We start from the raw sequence: 18,173 nt of genomic DNA on the forward strand, positions 1-18,173 counted from the left end.
ATTCGTGAAACGGGCGGGGTTTTCCCCGCCCTTTTTACATCAAGACGCGCGGTGTCGTGAAATCGGCCACATCGCCTTGGCCGGGTCGCACCTGCGCCCAGGTGTCCACGTCAAAATCAATGATCGTTGTCGCAGCCGTCGGGTAGCGCCCGAAATCCGGATCAACGGGCCGTGCCGCGACCAACCCGCAGGCCAGTGACCCAATTCCGGGGTTATGGGCGACAATCGCCACTGTGTCGGCTGTCTGGCGTTGCAGGACATCAAGCATGTGATCAGGGCTTGCGTGATAGAATCCGCCGCGAAACTGCACCTTGGGCTTGTTTGGCAGTGCAGGCAAAATCAGAGAAAGTGTCTCGGCCGTGCGCGCCGCATTTGAACACAGCACCAGATCAGGCAGGTAGTCATGCGCGGCCAACCAGCCGCCGATTGCCTTGGCCGAAGCACGTCCGCGTTCGTTCAGCACCCTTGCGTGATCATCTGCCATGGGATCATCCCAGCTTGATTTGGCATGGCGGATCAGGATCAAACGGCAGGTCATGCAAAGGCCCTCATGTGGAACGCGGATTGCGCAGGGTCGCGCGCGTAGGTTTGTGACACAGGGCATGCACGGCGCACGGCGCAGCCGTTGTTCATGCAGTCGACACCTGTCGTCGTGATATGGGATTTGCAGGCGGACACGTCATATCCGGCAGGGCCAAGCGCCCCGACGGGGCAGGCTTTGCGGCACGGCGCGGCGCACCCGTCACAAGGGTTTTTTCCGGTTGCGGGCAGGGCGATGTGGCGCTCGAACACCAAGGCGCCGCGATATGACACCATCAACCCTGCCGTATCATGCACCAGCAGACCAACGGGCGATTGCCATGCGCGGCCTGTGCGCTGCGCCCAGCCGATGAATGGCTGGAACGGCGGGCCCCCAAAAGGAAAAACAGCGTGGGCATCAAGACCTGTCGCCAACGCGCCGATCACCCGCGCCGACCAGCGGTCAAGCGGGTCAGCGACACCGTCACGGTATTCAGGACTTGCGGTAAAAACAGGCCAAAAGCCGGAATCCGGCCCCAGCATGACCACAGTTTTCCCGATCCCTTCGCCCACGTCCGGGTGAAATCCGCCCATGACGGACAAAGCGCAGGCGCGCGCAGCCCCGCTGATCGCAGCCAGTGTCACCGCGCGGTGCGGATCAGTGACCCGGCGCCGTGGTCGGTAAACAGTTCCAGAAGGCATGCATTCGGCGCACGTCCGTCCAGAATGACCACGGCGCGCACGCCACCCGCAATCGCGTCAAGTGCGGTGCGCGTTTTCGGGATCATCCCGCCCGCGATCGTGCCATCGGCTGTCATCGCGGCAATCTGGTCGGGCGTCATTTCGGTGACGACATTGCCGTCCTTGTCCTTCACGCCGCTGACATCCGTCAGCAACAACAAGCGATCAGCCGTTAGCGCAGCAGCAATCGCGCCCGCCGCGGTGTCGCCGTTCACATTGAGTGTTTCGCCATTGCGGCCCGCGCCAAGCGGGGCAATCACGGGGATGGTATTCGCATCAAACAACGTTCGCAGGATCGTCGGATCCACATCTGTGGGCGTGCCAACAAGGCCCAGTTCCGGCACGTCCTGTTCGCAAACCATCAGGCGCGCATCCTTGCCCGACAGGCCAACCGCGCGGCCACCCTGACGGGCGATTGCCTGCACGATCCGCTTGTTGACCTTGCCCGACAGCACCATTTCCACAACTTCAACCGTGGCGGTATCGGTCACCCGCTTGCCATCGACAAAGGCGGACTTGATCGCCAGCTTTTCCAGCATGTCGTTGATCATCGGCCCGCCACCGTGGACAATCACGGGGTTCACACCGACCTGCTGCATCAACACGACATCGCGTGCGAATTCTTCCATGGCGTCGTCGCTACCCATCGCGTGGCCGCCCAGTTTGATGACAACAGTCGCGCCCGCATAGCGCTGCATATAGGGCAGGGCTTGCGAGAGTGTGGCAGCCGTGGCGATCCAGTCGCGGTTCATGTCTTGTTGTCTCATCTTTGTGTCCCGATGTGCGGGGTCAGTCTATCCCAGCGATAATCGCGCGCAATGTTTCAATCCCTTCGCCTTTTTCCGAACTGGTCATGACGATTTCCGGATAGGCTGCGGGGTGTTTTGCAAGGGCGGCGCGCGTCACGTCCATCGCGCGGTCCAGATCGGCCTTTTTGACCTTGTCGGTCTTGGTCATCACGCATTGAAAGGTCACGGCCGCGCGGTCCAGAAGGCTCATGATTTCTTCGTCCACCGCCTTGGCCCCATGGCGCGCGTCAATCAATACAAACGCGCGGCGCAGGGTCTGGCGACCCGCCAGATAGGCACGTAGCAGCCGCTGCCATTTTTCAACAACGGGGACGGGCGCATTCGCAAAGCCATAGCCGGGCAAATCGACGATATAGTGGCTGTCTCCGGCGGTGAAAAAGTTGATCTCTTGCGTGCGCCCTGGCGTGTTTGACGCACGCGCCAACCCTTTGCGCCCTGTCAACGCATTGATCAGGCTTGATTTTCCAACGTTTGAACGCCCGGCAAAACACACTTCGGGGCGGTCGGCATCAGGCAGGCCCGACATGGCGACCACGCCTTTGACGAAATCGGTGTCACCGGCAAACAGCAGGCGACCGGCCTCGCGCATCCGGTCATCGGGGGCTTGGGAAATCGGGAATGGCATCTGCATCTAAAGAACCTCCATCGGGTCACCAATGCGAATGTTTCCGCCCTTTGTCACTTCGCCGTAAACACCGAAATCCTGGTGACCCCAGCCGTCCTTTAGCGCGCCGAGCGTATCAACATCGCGCTTGCCGGTCTGCGGATTGGCCGCTGTATGCAAGCATCGCTTGATCGGCTCGCGAATAGTGATTTCCGTGTCGCCAATGCGGATTGCCTTGCCGATCCAGTCCAGTTCGTCCCAGGCAGGCATACCATCAATCCAGATATTTCCACGCCAGCGTTCCAGTTCAATGTCCTGCCCCAGCTTTCTTTCAACGGCGTCGTGCGAGGCGAGGGTCATAATCGACACCGATGGGAAATCAGTATCTGTCATCCCGCGTCCCGGCACCTTGACGAGCGCCACTGGCTGCGCGCGATCAGCAGGGCAAAGCGGCGCGATCCATGCAAGAAAACGCGCCACATCGGCAGGATCGTCCGGTGCGAACGTCAGCGTGCCGATGTCGGCGTGGGTTAGGGTGACAGTCGCGGTTTCTTCGTCCAGTTGCGCCCAAAGCCCCGCCAAGGAAGGTGTGCGCGTGCCCAGCATAAAGTTCTGGCAGGCAACCCACGCGGGGTTGGTCGGGTCAAACTTTGATGCCTCGTGCGCCACCGCCCAAACACGATCCCACGGCATCGTTTGACCCGCCGTAAGCTTCACCGCGTCCAGTGCCTCGCGGCCATGCGACTTGATCGGGTGCCGCCACAGATGGGCGACAGACCCCATCACTTGTCCTCGGGCGCCGAGCGTTTGAAGCTCGACAGGATGTTGCCAAATACGTCGGGCTTGTATCCCTGGCTACGCATGATCAGATACTGCTGCGTGAACGTGATGGTGTTGTTGGTGATCCAGTAAAGCACCAGACCGCTGGCAAAGCTGCCCAGCATGAACATGAACACCCACGGCATCCAGGCAAAGATCATCTTTTGCGTCGGGTCTGTTGGCGCCGGGTTCAGCTTTTGCTGAATGAACATCGAAATACCGAGCAGGATTGGCAGAATGCCAAGGCTGAGAATTGCAAAAAGGCTGCTTGGGTCAGGCACGCCCCATGGCAATACACCGAACAGGTTCAGGATGCTTGACGGATCAGGCGCGGACAGATCCTTGATCCAGCCGATCCATGGCGCGTGACGCAGTTCCAGCGTCACAAAAATCACCTTGTAGAGCGAAAAGAAGATCGGGATTTGCAGCAGGATCGGCAGGCAACCCGAAGCAGGGTTCACCTTGTTTTCCTTATACAATTTCATCATGCCCTGTTGCAGCGCTTGCTTGTCTTCGCCAGCTTTCTCTTTCAGCTTCTCCATTTCGGGCTGAAGCTCTTTCATCTTGGCCATGCTGACGTAGGATTTGAATGCCAGCGGCAGCAACAGCGCCTTCAGGATCAGGGTCAGAACCATGATCGACCAGCCCATGTTGCCAATCACGCCGTTCAACCAGTGAAGCAGCGCAAAAATCGGCTTGGTCAGGAAGAAGAACCAACCCCAGTCGATGCTATCAAGGAAACCGGCGATGCCACCATCGTTCTGGTAGGCGCGGATGGTTTCCCATTCCTTTGCACCGGCAAACAACTGGCTATCGGCGCTAAGGGTTTCCCCGGCAGCCACGGTGAGCACGGGATAAATCGCTTCGGTCTGGTAGATGTCATTGGCGGACCGTGCGACCGACCGGAATGCAGTGCCGGGTGCTGGCACAAGGTTCGTCATCCAGTATTTGTCGGTAAAGCCGACCCAGCCGTTTTCGGTGACTTCAATGCGGCCATCCTCGGCTGTCAGGTCAGGCATGTCGTTATAGTCGATTTCTTCCAGCTCGCCGTCCGACATGCGCACAACGCCTTCGTGCAGGATGAAAAAGCCGATGGTATCGGGTTCACCATGCCGCGCTACCAGGCCGTAGGGGCGCAGCGAAATCGGCGCGCCGGTCGCGTTATCAACCGATTGGGTGACAGTGAACATGAACTTGTCATCAACCGAGATGGTCTTGCGGAACGTCAGCCCGGCACCATTGTCCCAAATCAGCGTAACGGGGGTATCGGTGGTCAGTGTCGCGCCTGATTCAACGCGCCAGATGGTGTTCGCGCCGGGCACAAGATCGGTGCTGATCCCATCAGTCGGGATCCATCCATGCAGCGCATAATAGGGGCTTTGGGTGCCAACGGGCGAGAGCAGGCGCACAAGATCGGAACCACCGTCAAGCGTTTCGCGGTATTGGGTCAGCGAAAGATCGTCGATCCGCCCGCCTTGCAAAGAAAGTGTGCCGGTCAATTCGGCCGTTTCAATGGCAACGCGCGGCGCTTCGCTTTCGGTCGCAACAGCGGGTGTTTCAGTTCCAGTTGCGGGTGCGGTGTCAACTTCGGGGGCAAGTGTGCCGGTGCCTGTCTCGGTGCCTGTGCCATCAACGGGTGCCGAGGCCACGGCGGGGTCGGTTTCGCTCACGGGCGGTTCTTCGGGTGGGAACACAAGGAACCACACGAGGATCACAATGAAACTTAGCCCTGTGGCCAAGATAAGGTTCTTGTTCTGGTCGTCCATCTGAACCGCCGTTTGCTCGGAAAAGGTCAGGCAGGTTCAACAGTCCAGGGGGCCAAAGGTCAAGCAGTTTTCCCCGTTTTTGCCAGTTCCGGGGCGCTAATCCCCGCACGGCCAGGTAATGTGATCAGGCGGGGAACATCTGTGGTGAATTCGGTGATCCACTGGCAGGTCTCCTCGAACGGCATGGGGCGGGCTATGCCAAACCCTTGGGCGTGGCCACAGCCCAAGCGTTCAAGCATCTTCTGCTCGGCCAGCGTTTCAACCCCTTCGGCGAGCGTATCAAGGCCAAGCCGGTCTGCCATGGTCAGGATCGCGGCGACCATTTGTTGCTGTTCGCCGTCCTGGTCGATGTTGGTCACGAACGACCGATCAATCTTGATACGTTCAATCGAAAAACGGCGAATATTGGTGATACTGGCATGACCTGTGCCAAAATCATCCAGATCAAGGCAGCAGCCAAGCCGCGCCAAGCCCGACAGATTGCGAATGACAAAATCCTCGGACTGGCCCGCAACCACTGTTTCCAGAACCTCGATCACAAGGCGATCAGGTGTCAGATCAAAACGGTCAAGGTTCCAGGTCACGTGATCCACAAGATGCGGACTGCGCAGTTCGGCGGTCGAGAAATTCACCCCGACACGCGGGATTTTGTGGCCATTTTCGTCCCAGGTTCGCAGGGCTGTCAGGGCATCGCGGGTCATCACCTCGCCCAAGCGTTCCATCAGGCCAGCCTGACGCAAAGCAGGCAGGAATTCCACCGGCGGGATCAATCCGCGTTGCGGGTGTAGCCAGCGGGCAAGTGTTTCAAAGCCCGACACCTCACCCGTCTTGAGGCTGATCTGAGGTTGAAAAAACGCGCGGATATCGCCGCATTCGAGCGCATCCGCAACTTCGTCGCACAGTGAATTGCGGGTCTTGATCCGGTTTTTCATCGCGCCGGAATAACTGCGAATGGCGCAGGGGCCACTGCGCTGCGCCTCGATCATCGCGGATGTGGCGGCTTGTAGCAAGGTAGTGCCGCAAGGTGCCTTGATCCGTTGCGCAAGGCTGAATCCGACCGAAACGCTGACGTAAACGTTTTCCCCGTCAATCGCGATGGGTGCCGCGACCGATTGCTGAATACGTGCCGAGAGTTGCAAGGTCGCCTCAAGATCAAGGCGATGCACGGAGGTGAGGGCAATCGCAAAGGTCGCCCCGTCCAGTCGTGCGGCAACGTCTGTGTCGCGCAAGACATCGCGCAGCCGGTCGGCAGTGGCGCAAAGCACCCGTTCGACCACCGCGCGTTCGTGGCTTTCCTCGAGAAGTTTGAAACGGTCGATTTCCAGCACCAGTGCCGCTGTGGTTTGCCCGCGCACGCGCAAGGCGGCGTCCAGAGCGTCAATCAGGCGGTCCCGTTCGGCCAGCCCGGTCAGCGGGTCAGGGCGCGGCAACTTGGAAGGATCAACCGAGTTCACCCCGAACATCAACGCCAGAGGGAACGCCAGCGCCGCGCCATAAACACCGGTTTGCCCGCCCGCAAGATAGGCCAGCCCCATGACCAGGGGCAGCAAGCACAGCAACAAGGGACGCTGTGCCCGTCTTATCCGTAGTTGCAACCCATGCGAGGGGCGGAACGTGAAACCCGTTATCATCTGGCGTCCTTTGTGCAAGCGGCGCACCCATTGGCGCACCACGTTCCCAAGGACGATATGTTTCAGTCTCTAACGGTGGAGTTAACGCAACGCCGGAATATCGCTCAAATTGTCGCCTTCCTGCGCTCCGATCGACAAGCCGTTGAAGTCAAACAACTTTGGATCAAGCAAATGCGATGGCCGCGCGTTCATCAGCGCCCGGAACATCACCTGCCGCCGACCGGGGCTGTTCTTTTCCCAACCGTCCAGAATCGCTTTGACCTGCTGGCGCTGCAGCCCGTCCTGCGAGCCACACAAATCACAGGGGATGATCGGATAATTCATCGCCGTGGCGAATTTTTCGCAATCCACCTCGGCCACATGGGCAAGTGGGCGATAGAGAAACAGATCACCTTCTTCGTTCACCAGTTTGGGCGGCATCGTCGCCAGACGCCCGCCGTGAAACAGGTTCATGAAAAACGTCTCGAGGATATCATCGCGGTGATGCCCCAGCACAATGGCGCTGCACCCTTCTTCGCGCGCAATCCGGTAAAGGTTGCCGCGCCGCAGCCGCGAACACAGCGCGCAAAACGTCCGGCCTTCGGGCACTTTGTCCATGACGATGGAATAGGTGTCTTGATATTCGATCCGGTGGGGCACGCCCATCTTTTCCAGAAATGCAGGCAGAACTGTCGCCGGAAAGCCGGGCTGCCCCTGATCCAGATTACAGGCAAGTAGATCGACAGGCAGCAAGCCGCGCCATTTCAGCTCATAGAGCACGGCAAGCAGGGTATAGCTGTCCTTGCCACCCGACAGGCAGACAAGCCAGCGGGCATCCCGTTCAATCATCCCGTATTGTTCAATCGCCTCGCGCGCATAGCGCACGATCCGCTTGCGCAGCTTCTTGAATTCGGTCGTCGCAGGGGCGCCGTGAAACAGGGGATGTATATCATCAAGATCATCTAACATGGCGCGGATATGCCACGGGATCGGAATACGGCCAAGGTAAATTCGCGAAGCCTGCGATACCGATGAACGATGCGAAACCCTTTAGTAAATGAAGTTGACAGAGACCCAGCCGCGTGTGCCGTCTGCCAGCGTCACCTGTGCCCAAGTGCCGTTGTAACCGGTCTCGAACAGGCCCTGTCCATAGTACAGGCGCTGGATGATCTTGTAGTTGGTCCCCGGCCCCGTGCGCAAATTGAGGTAGCCATCATTCGTCGGTCCGACGATTGAGTCATATGGCCGCTGGCGCGTGTAGTTGCGGGTCAGATAGTTGCCCGAGGCCCAGCCATTTGTGCCATCGGGCAGGACGATGCGCCGCCACGATCCGCTTTGCCCGACGCCGTCAACCTGGGTGCCGCCATAGATTCGCGTGATAATCCGGTCATTTGTCGATGGGCCAATCCGCAGGTTCAGATAGCCGTCATTGGTATCGACGACAAAGAGCGTCTCGGCTTGCGCGGTGGCGGGGGTGATGATTGCAGCTGCAAGCATCAGCGACAGCATCAGGAAAAAGCGGCGGGTCATGAGAGATACCTTTGACAGACGGGAATTGGCGACAGTCTGCACAGGCAATCGGGTGAAATCAATTCAATCGGGAACGTTGTCGATCCCGTGCCCGCCCCAAGGATGGCAGCGCCCGATCCGGCGCGCTGCCAGCCAGCTCCCTTTGATCGCACCATGCTTTTCTAGCGCTTCAAGGGCGTAGGCGCTGCATGTGGGCTGATAGCGGCAACCATGGCCGACCCAAGGGCTGAACAGCAACCGATAGGCGCGCACGGGCAGGGCGGCGATATGGGCGAGTGGGGTCATTTGTGAACGCTTCCTAGTGCACGGATAAGGTCGGCCTGCATCACGGCGAAATCAAGGGTAGCAGTAACATCACGTTTGCCGACCAACACATAATCCCAACCCGCGCGCCCATGTTCGGGCAAGACCAGCCGCGCGATTTCACGCAAGCGGCGTTTCGCCCGATTGCGGGCCACGGCGTTGCCGACCTTTTTCGAGCAGGTAAAGCCGACACGGGGCGGATCAGTGTCGCCACGATTGAACGCCTGTAAATGAAACCCTGCCGTGCCTTGGCGCCGCCCGTGTGAGGCGCGCACGAAATCCGCACGCCTGGTCAGGACAACCGGACAAGCGAAAACCGCCGCGGGCGGTGCCCCGGCGGTTTGCATCGTATCATCCTGCGGGGTCATATGAGACCTCGCGATCCCAAGCGTTTAAGCGCTCAGAACCTTGCGGCCTTTTGCGCGGCGCGCATTCAGAATCTTGCGGCCGGCCTTGGTGGCCATACGTGCGCGAAAACCGTGACGGTTCTTGCGAACCCGGTTGGAAGGTTGGAACGTGCGCTTCATCGCGTTCTCTCCGGTCTTTGGGGGCGACCCGTGATGGATTCGTGCCCCGACATCATTCGAAGCCCGTCATCTAGAGGGGGGGCGCGGGTATGTCAACGCGCATCCCGCCCGGTTTGTGCAACAATTCGCAGATTGTTGGTGTCGCAAATGTTACAACACGCACCGGCAAGCCTGCCAGAACTGAAACAACCACTCACCTGCGATCAAGCGGGCGTGATAGGGCTATCGGCAAAAGCCCGCGCAGTCCATCTAGGAAGGCAAGCAAAGCCCCAAAGGGACGAAAGAGATGACCGATATGACAAACGACCCAGCCAAGAAACCGCAAAATGCCCTTGTGCGGCGTTTGCCGATCATCGTGATTCTCTGTGTTGCGCTGGTGGGGGGCTATTTCCTGCGCGATTACCTGACGTTTGACACCCTGCGCGACAACCGCGAGGCGCTGATCGCGTTTCGTGACAGCAATTATGTGTTGATGGTGGCGTTGTTTATCGCCGCCTATTTTGTCGTGGTCGCATTTTCGCTGCCCGGTGCCACGATCATGACACTGACGGGTGGGTTTCTGTTCGCCACTTTCCCCGGTGCCTTGTTCAATGTCACGGGGGCGACCCTTGGTGCGATCGGTATCTTTATGGCCGCGCGCTGGGGATTGGGCGAAAGACTGGCGGCGAAAATGGAATCCTCGGAAGGGGCGGTGAAACGCATCAAGGACGGGATCGACGAAAACCAGTGGTCCATGCTGTTCCTGATCCGGCTGGTGCCTGCGGTGCCGTTCTTTGTGGCCAATCTGGTGCCTGCGCTGGTTGGCGTGTCGCTGTCGCGCTTTGCGATTTCCACCTTTCTGGGGATCATCCCCGGCGCGGTTGTCTATACGTCTGTTGGCGCCGGGCTGGGCGATGTGTTTGCCCGTGGTGAAAGCCCCAACCTTGGCATCATTTTCGAGCCGCAAATCCTATTGCCGATCCTTGGCCTTTGCGTGCTTGCCCTTCTTCCCATCATCCTCAAGGCCGTGCGCGGCAAGAAAGGTCTGTAACCCATGACCCGTATCAAGACCGATATTTGTATCATTGGGGCGGGATCCGGTGGCTTGTCCATCGCCGCAGGTGCCGTGCAGATGGGCGCCAAGGTTGTCCTGCTTGAGGGGCACAAGATGGGCGGTGATTGCCTGAATTACGGGTGTGTCCCGTCAAAGGCGCTGATCGCCAGTGCGAAACAGGCGTACGCGATGGGCCACGGTGCTGCGCTGGGCGTTGCTGATGTGGTTCCGGCGGTGGATTACGCCGCCGCCAAAGACCATGTGCATGATGTGATCGCCACCATCGCCCCCGTCGATAGCGTTGAACGGTTCGAGGGGCTGGGCGTGAATGTGATCACCGAATACGGCCGCTTCATCAGCCCGACCGAAGTGCAGGCGGGTGACACGGTGATCGAAGCACGCCGCTTTGTCATTGCCACGGGTTCGGGCCCTTTTGTGCCACCCATTCCGGGGCTTGCGGACGTGAAGGTTTACACAAACGAAGATATCTTTGATCTGCGAACCCGCCCTGATCACCTGATCATTGTTGGTGGTGGCCCGATCGGCATGGAAATGGCGCAGGCGCATGTGCGGCTTGGGTCCAAGGTCACGGTGATCGAAGGGGCTGTCGCTATGGGCAAGGACGACCCTGAAATGGCTGCCATCGTGCTGGATAACCTGCGCGCCGAAGGGGTTGAAATCCTTGAAGGGGCGCAGGCTGAAAAGGTCAGCGGCAAAGGCAAGAAAATCACCGTCCACACACCCAAGGGCGACATCACAGGCACGCACCTGCTGATGGCCGTGGGGCGCAAGGTGAACATCGACAAGCTGGACCTTGATGCGGGCAATGTCGCCTATGACCGCGGTGGCGTGACGGTGGGCGACAACCTGCGCTCGACGACCAACAAAAAGGTCTATGCGGTGGGCGATGTTGCCGGCGGGATGCAATTCACTCATGTGGCGGGCTATCACGCGGGCGTCGTGATCCGCTCGATGCTGTTCGGGCTGCCGTCAAAACAGCGCAGCGATCACATCCCGTGGGCCACCTACACGGACCCTGAACTGTCGCAGGTCGGTCTGACCGAAGCGCAGGCGCGCGATAAACACGGCGACCGGCTTGAAGTCGTACGGTTTGAATTCGAACACAACGACCGTGCCATCGCCGAGCGCAAGACCAAAGGCCTGATCAAGGTCATGGTCGTCAAAGGCAAACCCGTAGGCGCCAGCATCGCTGGCCATCAGGCGGGCGAGCTGATTGGCATGTGGGCCATGGCCATCGCGAACGGGCTGAAAATGTCGGCCATTGCCAACACCGTCCTGCCCTATCCGACGATTGGCGAGGTCAACAAACGCGCGGCCGGTGCCTATTTCAGCCCGCGGCTATTTGACAGCGCGATGGTCAAACGGGTTGTGGGATTCGTGCAAAGATGGCTACCCTGACCAAGGCGTAGCGGAGGCAGAATGCTCAACTCACTTTCAGGCCGATTTCTGATCCTGACCACCATTTTTGTGATGCTGGCAGAAGTGTTGATTTTCGTGCCTTCGGTTGCGCGTTTTCGCGAGGACTATTTCCTGCTGCGGCTGGAACGCGCGCAGATTGCATCGCTTGCGCTGCTGGCCAACGACATGATCGACATGGAACTGGAAGAAGAACTGCTGACCAATGCAGGCGTATTCAACGTTGTTCTGCGCCGTGACGAGGTGCGTCAGCTTGTGCTGTCCTCGCCGATCCCCGCGCCGATCTACGACACCTTCGATATGCGCGATCCCGGCGCGTTCACCCTGATTGGCGATGCGATGATGCGCCTGTGGGATACCGAAGACCGGATTATCCGTGTCATCGGCAACCCCGTGCAAGACGGCGGGCTGCTGATCGAAGTCACGATAGAAACAGCCCCGTTGCGCGCGGCGATGATTGAATATGGCATCAACATCCTTTTGCTGTCCGCCATCATTTCGATATTCACGGCGATCTTGCTGTTTGGCGCTGTGCAGATTTTCTTGGTCAAACCGATCAAGGGGGTCGTGAACCACATGCAAAGCTATGCAGCCGCCCCCGAAGATGCCCACCAGATCATCACCCCCAGTGCCGGCGTGACAGAATTGCGTGAAGCCGAAGAGGCGCTATTGTCGCTGCAAACGCAACTGACAGGCGCGCTCAAGCAGAAAGAACGGCTGGCGCAGTTGGGCGGTGCCGTTAGCAAGATCAGCCATGATCTGCGCAATATCCTGACCTCGGCGCAGCTTTTCACCGACCGGATCGAAGGATCAGATGATCCGCTGGTCAAACGCATGGCCCCCAAGCTGGTGGGGTCGATTACGCGCGCCGTGAACCTGTGCGAATCCACCTTGGCGTTCGGGCGCGCCGAAGAACCGCCGCCCGCCCTGGCGCGCGTGGGGCTAGCCGGAATCGTGGCCGATGTAATTGACAGTGAACGCCTTGCCGCGGGGGATTTTGATCTTTCGTTTTCCGAGGACATCCCCGCAGGCATGACGGTGCGCGCAGACGGCGAACAGCTTTACCGCGTCATTTCCAACCTCGTGCGCAACGCCCGCCAGGCGATTATCGCCACCGGCAACCCGGGCGAGATCTGCATACGCGCCGATGAAGATGACACAAACTGGTGGGTTTTCCTGACCGATACCGGCCCCGGCCTGCCCAAGAAGGCGCAGGATCATATTTTCAAGCCGTTTCAAGGGGGCGCAACCAAAGGCGGATCTGGCCTTGGGCTTGCCATTGCCGCCGATCTGATCCGTGGCCACGGTGGCCGCCTTGAACTGCGTCGCACCGATGAAACCGGCACCGAATTTGCCATAGGCTTGCCCAAGGACGGCGCGCCGGACTAGCGCAAAGTTTCTTGCCTTTCGCCCTTGCAAACCCCACGCGCGGCGTCTAAATCCCCCGATACGCGGATTGGTAGCTCAGTTGGATAGAGTACTTGACTACGAATCAAGGGGTCGGGGGTTCGAATCCTCCCCAGTCCGCCACTTTTCAATCGCACCTGTTTGATCACGTGTCCTAAGCGGTGATTTTTCGATTGTTTGCCGCCATAGGCCAATGCGTTGAATAACTGAATTGCGACCAAGTTGTGCCTGCCCCGGCTGCGCGACAGCGGGCAACCTAGCCGACCAGCCCATTCAAGATCACCACACTGCGGTCGTCATGGTGTTCGGTTGATGTGGCGCCTTTAACCGAAGCGAATTTGCCAAGCATGTGATAGTCACGCTTTTCCACCCGCGCGAACGTGTCCTGCCAATCGGCAAGGCTGACGGTTTCGGGCGGTGTCGGGTATCCATCGGTAAACAGTTCGATGCTTTGAATGGCGTCTTTTGGATAGGTTCGGTCGATCCACTGCACCAGGCAAGGTGGCGTGCCGTTCATCGTGTCAAAACTAAAAACCGTGCCGGGGGTGTTTGCGAAATGGTACTGCGTGCAGATGCCACTTCTGAGAAAACTCTCGACGGTTCCGGCGTGGTTGCCGAGGTCGCAGGTTTGTGTGGCTTTCGCGATTATCCTGGTTGCAAGCTGCTGCGACACGCGCTTTTCAGCAATTGATTGATCAAGGCCCAGAAAGATCGCCCGCCGGGTCGCCATCTCGGCCTCATCCAGCGCATCGGGTCCAAACTGGTCACGAAAATGCTTGAAAAGCGACCCGCGCGCACTGGTCGAGACCCGATCAATCAGTTTCGTCGGTTGTAGCACGTCCGCACCGTTCAGCCGGATGCCGCTGTCGCCCAATATAAGGAACCGCCAATCGCTGCCACAATCAAGCGCGAGTGCGAGCGTTGTCGATGGCGGGATTGCAAATGTTCCGCCCTGCGTCCGGTTGCGCAAGGCGCCGGACAGGTGTTCAAATATAGCCGCGGCAGGCTGGCGACGATTGGCAATGTCGCGTGTCACATCAACGGTGGCTTGCGCGACCGTGAGGGCAGCAAGCCTGCCAGCGGGCACCCCGTCAACAACTGTGCCACGTGCATCCGTTGCGCCGTCAAAGACCGCATAGACCCGTCCCGGCACGGTCAGGATCACATCATCGCCGTTCCTGTTGCCATTGCGATACTTGGTGATTGACGCGGCCTCGATCTGCACGGCGATCCCCCTAAAGAAACGCAGAGTCGCGGTTTTCCGCGAACCGGAAGACGGCATAAACACACGCCCCTGTGCAGACCAGCAGAACCGTGGACAGCGCGCCGGCAAGGCCAAATTCACCGTCCAGCACGGCAAGGTAAATCTGCACCGGCATCGTGATTGTCCCGCCATCATAAAGGATCAGCGTGCTCGATAGCTCGTTGATCGCGGTGATAAAGCTCATCAGTGCGCCGACGATCAGGCCGGGCAGGATCAGCGGCACGGTGACGACCAGAAACGCGCGTGCGGGCGGGGCGCCCAGATTAACAGCCGCTTCCTCCATCGAGGGTTTGATCTGACGCAGGCTCGAGGTGGTGGAGCGCACGCCATAGGGCAGCCGCCGGATGAAATAGAGCAGGATCAACAAGCCCGCCGTGCCGACCACATCCATTGGACCACCGCGAAATGTCGTGACAAAACCAATAGCCATCACAACACCGGGCACCAGATAAGGCACCATCATCAGGAAATCGATCGCCCCCGACGCCGCCGTATCCCGCCGCACGATCACATAGCTGATCAGCCCCGAAAAGATGGTGATCAACACGACCGCGCCAAGGGCAAAGACAAAGCTGTTGGTGATCGCATCGGGGGCGGTGCGCAGAATGCGTTCATAGCTTTCCAGCCCATAGCCGCCGATAAACACCGGTCCGTTGGTTTTGAGAAACGACGTATAGACCACGACAAGTGTCGGCAGCATCGCGATCAGCACAATGCCATGGCAGTAAATGTGCATCGCGATGTTGCGCCAGCCCGGCATCCGCTGCTTGCGCGGGGGATTGGTCAGGGCACTGGCATAGCGCCGCTTGGCCAAGATCCGACGCTGCGCCAAAAGCGCCAGCATCGACATGGCCATCATCACAATCGACACGGTGACTGCCATGGTTGGCAAACCGCCAAGTTCGGACCGGTATGCGGAAAACGCGATGGTCGAAAGCGTGCGAAACCCGCGGCCCAGAATGGCGGGCGTGCCGAAGTCGGCGATCGCCAACACAAAGCAAATAATTGCGCCAGTGCTGACCGCCGGAAACACTAATGGCAGGGTGATTTTGGTAAACCGTTGCCAAGGTGTGCAGCCAAGGTTTTCGGCGGCGTCCTCGAACGATTTGTTCATGCCATTCAGCGAGGTTTGGGTCATCAGATAGATGAAGGGGAAGAACTTGAGCGTGAAAACCAGAACGATCCCGTGGGCGCCATAGATTGTCGGTGTGTTGATCCCGAACAGGGCAAAGAAGTTGGTGATAAAGCCATTCGATCCCAGCATCATGATCCAGGCATAGGCCCCGATAAAAGGCGGCGCGACAAGGACCAGAATTGCCAGCGTGGATATCCACGTCTGCCCCGACACAACAAACCGGGCCGTAAAGAATGCCAGTGGAATGCCGATCAGGCAGGCCCCAAGCGTCCCAAGCAGCGCGACATACAGCGAGTTCTTGAGCCCATTGAGGTAGTAATTGCGGGTGAAGACTTCGACAAAGTTGCCAAAGGTGAATCCGCCGGTGTCGGCATCGACAAAGCCAAGCATCAGCACCCGCAGGATCGGCAGGATCAGCAACAGGGCAAGCACGGCAAGGATCAGCACGGTGATCGCCGTCCAGAAATCCATGTGCCGCAGGCGGGTCAGCGCAGTCATGGCACCCGCACCCCATCGCCGCTGTCGACAAAGAACGACAGGTCATCGGGTCGGATCGCCAAAGTGATCGGGCTGTGTTCGGGCAAGGCGACAATAGCGGGATCAGGGCGCGAGACGGCCTTGATATGTTCGCCCGCGTCAGTCTCGGCGAATATCTCCATCTCGCGGCCAATAAAGCTGATTTCGCGGATGCGCGCGGGAATGACGATGTCGTCCTTGGCCGCAGTGGCCCCGGTGGCCAGCACGCGGATATCTTCGGGTCGCATGGCGCAAACGACCGGCCCGTCCTCGCGGATCAGTGACGCGATATTTGCACCGCCGGAGACAAGGCTTGCTGCCCTCCCGTCCCGACTGACTGACAGAAAGTTGTTCGCGCCAACAAAGGTGGCAACAAATCGGTTGGCGGGGCGTAGATAGATATCAATGGGGGCTGCGGCCTGCTGAATAATGCCGCCGTGCATCACGCAGACGATGTCGGACATGGCCAACGCTTCTTCCTGATCGTGGGTGACATAGACCGTCGTGATACCCAGATCGCGCTGGATGCGCCGCAACTCGGCCCGCAGATCGACGCGAAGTTTGGCATCAAGATTGGACAGAGGCTCGTCCATCAACAGCACCTTGGGGCGCACGACAATCGCCCGGGCAAGACCGACACGTTGCTGCTGCCCGCCGGACAGTTCGTGCGGCATACGACCCGCCAGGTGGCCCAGTTGCACCACCTCCAACACCTCGGCAACGCGGGTCGCAATCTCGGTCCGGTTTACCTTGCGCTGTTTCAGACCAAAGGCGACGTTGTCACGCACCGAAAGGTGCGGAAATACCGCGTAATCCTGAAACACCATTGCTACGTCGCGTTTGTGGGCGGGCAGATCCTCGATTGGCGCACCATCAATGGCAATGTGCCCCGAATTCTGGGCATGGAACCCGGCGATAACGCGCAAAAGCGTGGTCTTGCCGCATCCCGATGGCCCAAGCAGGGTGTAGAACGCCCCCGATGGAATTGACAACGTGATGTCCGACAGCGCCATCACATCGCCATAAAGCTTGCGCAGCCCTGTTATCTCGACCGAGGCCATCCCGATGTCTCCTGAAAATGGGGTGCGGGCTGCACAGGCGCAGCCCGCGATGGGGTCAGGTTACTGGACGTCCAGAACCATATCGCCCCATGCATCGACAAGCCGTTCGCGATTGTCGGCGGCCCATGCCGCGTCATAGCCCACCGAATTCACATCACCCAAAGCCACGAGGGCGGGGTTTGATGCGATGTCGGAACGCACCGGGCGGCGGCCCTGTTCGGCGACAACGGTTTGCGCCGCTTCGGATAGCATGAAGTCCAGGAACGACTTGCCACCGTCACCATTTGGGGCACCTGCCACAAGGGCCATCGCATCGGGCGCGATCGCTGTTCCCTCGGCGGGATAGACAATCTGAACCGGCCCTCCACCTTCGACATAACGCAGGGCCGCATCTTCGAGGGTGACGCCCACGGCCAGTTCGCCATCGTTAACGAAACGCGGCACAGCACCCGAACTTTCCGACAACACGAAGTTGCCTAGCATGCCTTTGTAGACTTCCCAGCCCGCATCTTCGCTGTCAAAAGCCTGCAAGACGGTCGCCAGTTGGATATAGGCCGAACCGGACCCGTCGGCGCGCGCCGATGAAATCATCTCGTCGTATTGCGGATCAGCAAGAGCGGCCCAGCTATCGGGAACAGGCAACCCGCCCAGCTTTTCCTCGTTGACGATGAAGGCCATGACAACGGCCGTGAAAGGTGTCCACATTTCGCTTTGCTTCATGCCGTCAGCCAGCATGTCTGACCCTGCGGCGTCATAGGCTTCGAACAGATCGGGGTTAAAGTCGATGACGGTGCCGTCAACACTCCACAACACATCGGCAGCTGGCGATCCCGCTTCGGCAGTCAGGCGGTTCAGCAATTCGCCAGAGCCGGCCTTGATGACCTCGACGGTATTGCCGGACTCGGCCTCATACATCGGCACAAGCGCGTCGATAAAGTTCTGTGGCACGGCAGTGTAAACCGTGACCGTGTCGGCGTAGGCCAGCGTGGCTGTCAGGGCCAGCGTGGACGCAAGGGCAGTGCTTTTGAACAGGTTTTTCATGGTTCCTCCAGGTTGAAATGCGCGGCCGGTTCGACCCGGTCAGGCTTTGCG

General features: G+C 59.2%; 19 protein-coding genes and 1 tRNA gene. 4 read left to right on the top strand and 16 right to left on the bottom strand.

Going from position 1 to position 18,173, the window contains the following annotated elements:
* Positions 1 to 34 precede the first annotated feature (34 nt).
* From SJY21_RS12590 to rpmH, 12 genes are all read right to left on the bottom strand, one after another.
* On the bottom strand, positions 35 to 538 hold the full coding sequence (locus tag SJY21_RS12590) for a SixA phosphatase family protein (RefSeq protein WP_377511171.1): 504 nt from the start codon (positions 536 to 538) through the stop codon (positions 35 to 37).
* Positions 535 to 1,164, bottom strand: coding sequence for a ferredoxin (locus SJY21_RS12595; protein WP_377511175.1), 630 nt, complete (start codon positions 1,162 to 1,164; stop codon positions 535 to 537). The genes SJY21_RS12590 and SJY21_RS12595 overlap by 4 nt, the downstream gene beginning before the upstream one ends.
* Positions 1,161 to 2,027 (bottom strand): acetylglutamate kinase, encoded by an 867-nt coding sequence (gene argB / locus SJY21_RS12600; protein WP_377511178.1) that lies wholly within the window; start codon positions 2,025 to 2,027, stop codon positions 1,161 to 1,163. Before argB ends, SJY21_RS12595 begins: the two co-directional genes overlap by 4 nt.
* Before the next feature lie 22 nt (positions 2,028 to 2,049).
* Positions 2,050 to 2,700 carry a ribosome biogenesis GTP-binding protein YihA/YsxC gene (yihA, locus tag SJY21_RS12605; protein WP_377511181.1) on the bottom strand — a complete coding sequence of 217 codons (651 nt, stop codon included), beginning with the start codon at positions 2,698 to 2,700 and terminating at the stop codon, positions 2,050 to 2,052.
* Positions 2,701 to 3,456, bottom strand: coding sequence for an MOSC domain-containing protein (locus tag SJY21_RS12610; RefSeq protein ID WP_377511184.1), 756 nt, complete (start codon positions 3,454 to 3,456; stop codon positions 2,701 to 2,703).
* Positions 3,456 to 5,258: a membrane protein insertase YidC gene (gene yidC, locus SJY21_RS12615; protein ID WP_377511187.1), complete on the bottom strand. Its 1,803-nt coding sequence runs from the start codon at positions 5,256 to 5,258 to the stop codon at positions 3,456 to 3,458. Before yidC ends, SJY21_RS12610 begins: the two co-directional genes overlap by 1 nt.
* Before the next feature lie 59 nt (positions 5,259 to 5,317).
* Positions 5,318 to 6,808 carry a putative bifunctional diguanylate cyclase/phosphodiesterase gene (locus tag SJY21_RS12620; protein ID WP_377511190.1) on the bottom strand — a complete coding sequence of 497 codons (1,491 nt, stop codon included), beginning with the start codon at positions 6,806 to 6,808 and terminating at the stop codon, positions 5,318 to 5,320.
* Between the two features lie 162 nt (positions 6,809 to 6,970).
* On the bottom strand, positions 6,971 to 7,837 hold the full coding sequence (ttcA, locus tag SJY21_RS12625) for a tRNA 2-thiocytidine(32) synthetase TtcA (protein WP_377511193.1): 867 nt from the start codon (positions 7,835 to 7,837) through the stop codon (positions 6,971 to 6,973).
* An 81-nt stretch (positions 7,838 to 7,918) separates the two neighbouring features.
* Positions 7,919 to 8,398 carry an SH3 domain-containing protein gene (locus SJY21_RS12630; RefSeq protein ID WP_377511196.1) on the bottom strand — a complete coding sequence of 160 codons (480 nt, stop codon included), beginning with the start codon at positions 8,396 to 8,398 and terminating at the stop codon, positions 7,919 to 7,921.
* Positions 8,399 to 8,461: 63 nt separating this feature from the next.
* Complete coding sequence (gene yidD, locus SJY21_RS12635) at positions 8,462 to 8,683, bottom strand: membrane protein insertion efficiency factor YidD (RefSeq protein WP_377511199.1); 222 nt, start codon at positions 8,681 to 8,683, stop codon at positions 8,462 to 8,464.
* Positions 8,680 to 9,069: a ribonuclease P protein component gene (rnpA, locus tag SJY21_RS12640; protein ID WP_377511202.1), complete on the bottom strand. Its 390-nt coding sequence runs from the start codon at positions 9,067 to 9,069 to the stop codon at positions 8,680 to 8,682. The genes yidD and rnpA overlap by 4 nt, the downstream gene beginning before the upstream one ends.
* A 24-nt stretch (positions 9,070 to 9,093) precedes the next feature.
* Positions 9,094 to 9,228, bottom strand: a complete 135-nt coding sequence (rpmH, locus tag SJY21_RS12645; protein WP_148054394.1) for a 50S ribosomal protein L34 — start codon at positions 9,226 to 9,228, stop codon at positions 9,094 to 9,096.
* 295 nt (positions 9,229 to 9,523) lie between these two features.
* Between rpmH and SJY21_RS12650 the strand changes: the two genes are divergently transcribed.
* The 4 genes from SJY21_RS12650 (at position 9,524) to SJY21_RS12665 (ending at position 13,228) form a co-directional block, all read left to right on the top strand.
* Positions 9,524 to 10,258: a TVP38/TMEM64 family protein gene (locus SJY21_RS12650; protein ID WP_377513240.1), complete on the top strand. Its 735-nt coding sequence runs from the start codon at positions 9,524 to 9,526 to the stop codon at positions 10,256 to 10,258.
* Between the two features lie 3 nt (positions 10,259 to 10,261).
* Positions 10,262 to 11,680 (top strand): dihydrolipoyl dehydrogenase family protein, encoded by a 1,419-nt coding sequence (locus tag SJY21_RS12655; RefSeq protein ID WP_377511206.1) that lies wholly within the window; start codon positions 10,262 to 10,264, stop codon positions 11,678 to 11,680.
* 21 nt (positions 11,681 to 11,701) lie between these two features.
* Positions 11,702 to 13,087: a sensor histidine kinase gene (locus tag SJY21_RS12660; RefSeq protein ID WP_377511208.1), complete on the top strand. Its 1,386-nt coding sequence runs from the start codon at positions 11,702 to 11,704 to the stop codon at positions 13,085 to 13,087.
* A 64-nt stretch (positions 13,088 to 13,151) separates the two neighbouring features.
* Positions 13,152 to 13,228 (top strand) — tRNA-Arg (locus SJY21_RS12665).
* 133 nt (positions 13,229 to 13,361) lie between these two features.
* Here SJY21_RS12665 and SJY21_RS12670 read toward each other — a convergent pair.
* From SJY21_RS12670 to SJY21_RS12685, 4 genes are read right to left on the bottom strand one after another with little or no spacing between them, the layout of a single operon-like run.
* Positions 13,362 to 14,330 carry a hypothetical protein gene (locus SJY21_RS12670; protein ID WP_377511212.1) on the bottom strand — a complete coding sequence of 323 codons (969 nt, stop codon included), beginning with the start codon at positions 14,328 to 14,330 and terminating at the stop codon, positions 13,362 to 13,364.
* A gap of 10 nt (positions 14,331 to 14,340) precedes the next feature.
* Positions 14,341 to 16,002, bottom strand: a complete 1,662-nt coding sequence (locus SJY21_RS12675; RefSeq protein WP_377511215.1) for an ABC transporter permease — start codon at positions 16,000 to 16,002, stop codon at positions 14,341 to 14,343.
* Positions 15,999 to 17,081, bottom strand: coding sequence for an ABC transporter ATP-binding protein (locus SJY21_RS12680; RefSeq protein ID WP_377511218.1), 1,083 nt, complete (start codon positions 17,079 to 17,081; stop codon positions 15,999 to 16,001). Before SJY21_RS12680 ends, SJY21_RS12675 begins: the two co-directional genes overlap by 4 nt.
* A gap of 60 nt (positions 17,082 to 17,141) precedes the next feature.
* A complete protein-coding gene (locus SJY21_RS12685) occupies positions 17,142 to 18,122 on the bottom strand; it encodes an extracellular solute-binding protein (RefSeq protein ID WP_377511221.1) in 981 nt (326 codons plus the stop codon).
* Positions 18,123 to 18,173 lie beyond the last annotated feature (51 nt).

Source organism: Octadecabacter sp. R77987 (genome assembly GCF_042466115.1).
GTDB lineage: Bacteria > Pseudomonadota > Alphaproteobacteria > Rhodobacterales > Rhodobacteraceae > SW4.

Excerpts from the sequence above, each read along its gene's own strand:
- SJY21_RS12590 (WP_377511171.1), bottom strand. The coding sequence starts at position 538 with ATGACCTGCCGTTTGATCCTGATCCGCCATGCCAAATCAAGCTGGGAT.
- argB (WP_377511178.1), bottom strand. The coding sequence starts at position 2,027 with ATGAGACAACAAGACATGAACCGCGACTGGATCGCCACGGCTGCCACA.
- yihA (WP_377511181.1), bottom strand. The coding sequence starts at position 2,700 with ATGCAGATGCCATTCCCGATTTCCCAAGCCCCCGATGACCGGATGCGC.
- SJY21_RS12610 (WP_377511184.1), bottom strand. The coding sequence starts at position 3,456 with ATGGGGTCTGTCGCCCATCTGTGGCGGCACCCGATCAAGTCGCATGGC.
- yidC (WP_377511187.1), bottom strand. The coding sequence starts at position 5,258 with ATGGACGACCAGAACAAGAACCTTATCTTGGCCACAGGGCTAAGTTTC.
- ttcA (WP_377511193.1), bottom strand. The coding sequence starts at position 7,837 with ATGTTAGATGATCTTGATGATATACATCCCCTGTTTCACGGCGCCCCT.
- SJY21_RS12630 (WP_377511196.1), bottom strand. The coding sequence starts at position 8,398 with ATGACCCGCCGCTTTTTCCTGATGCTGTCGCTGATGCTTGCAGCTGCA.
- yidD (WP_377511199.1), bottom strand. The coding sequence starts at position 8,683 with ATGACCCCACTCGCCCATATCGCCGCCCTGCCCGTGCGCGCCTATCGG.
- rnpA (WP_377511202.1), bottom strand. The coding sequence starts at position 9,069 with ATGACCCCGCAGGATGATACGATGCAAACCGCCGGGGCACCGCCCGCG.
- rpmH (WP_148054394.1), bottom strand. The coding sequence starts at position 9,228 with ATGAAGCGCACGTTCCAACCTTCCAACCGGGTTCGCAAGAACCGTCAC.
- SJY21_RS12650 (WP_377513240.1), top strand. The coding sequence starts at position 9,524 with ATGACAAACGACCCAGCCAAGAAACCGCAAAATGCCCTTGTGCGGCGT.
- SJY21_RS12655 (WP_377511206.1), top strand. The coding sequence starts at position 10,262 with ATGACCCGTATCAAGACCGATATTTGTATCATTGGGGCGGGATCCGGT.
- SJY21_RS12660 (WP_377511208.1), top strand. The coding sequence starts at position 11,702 with ATGCTCAACTCACTTTCAGGCCGATTTCTGATCCTGACCACCATTTTT.
- SJY21_RS12675 (WP_377511215.1), bottom strand. The coding sequence starts at position 16,002 with ATGACTGCGCTGACCCGCCTGCGGCACATGGATTTCTGGACGGCGATC.
- SJY21_RS12680 (WP_377511218.1), bottom strand. The coding sequence starts at position 17,081 with ATGGCCTCGGTCGAGATAACAGGGCTGCGCAAGCTTTATGGCGATGTG.
- SJY21_RS12685 (WP_377511221.1), bottom strand. The coding sequence starts at position 18,122 with ATGAAAAACCTGTTCAAAAGCACTGCCCTTGCGTCCACGCTGGCCCTG.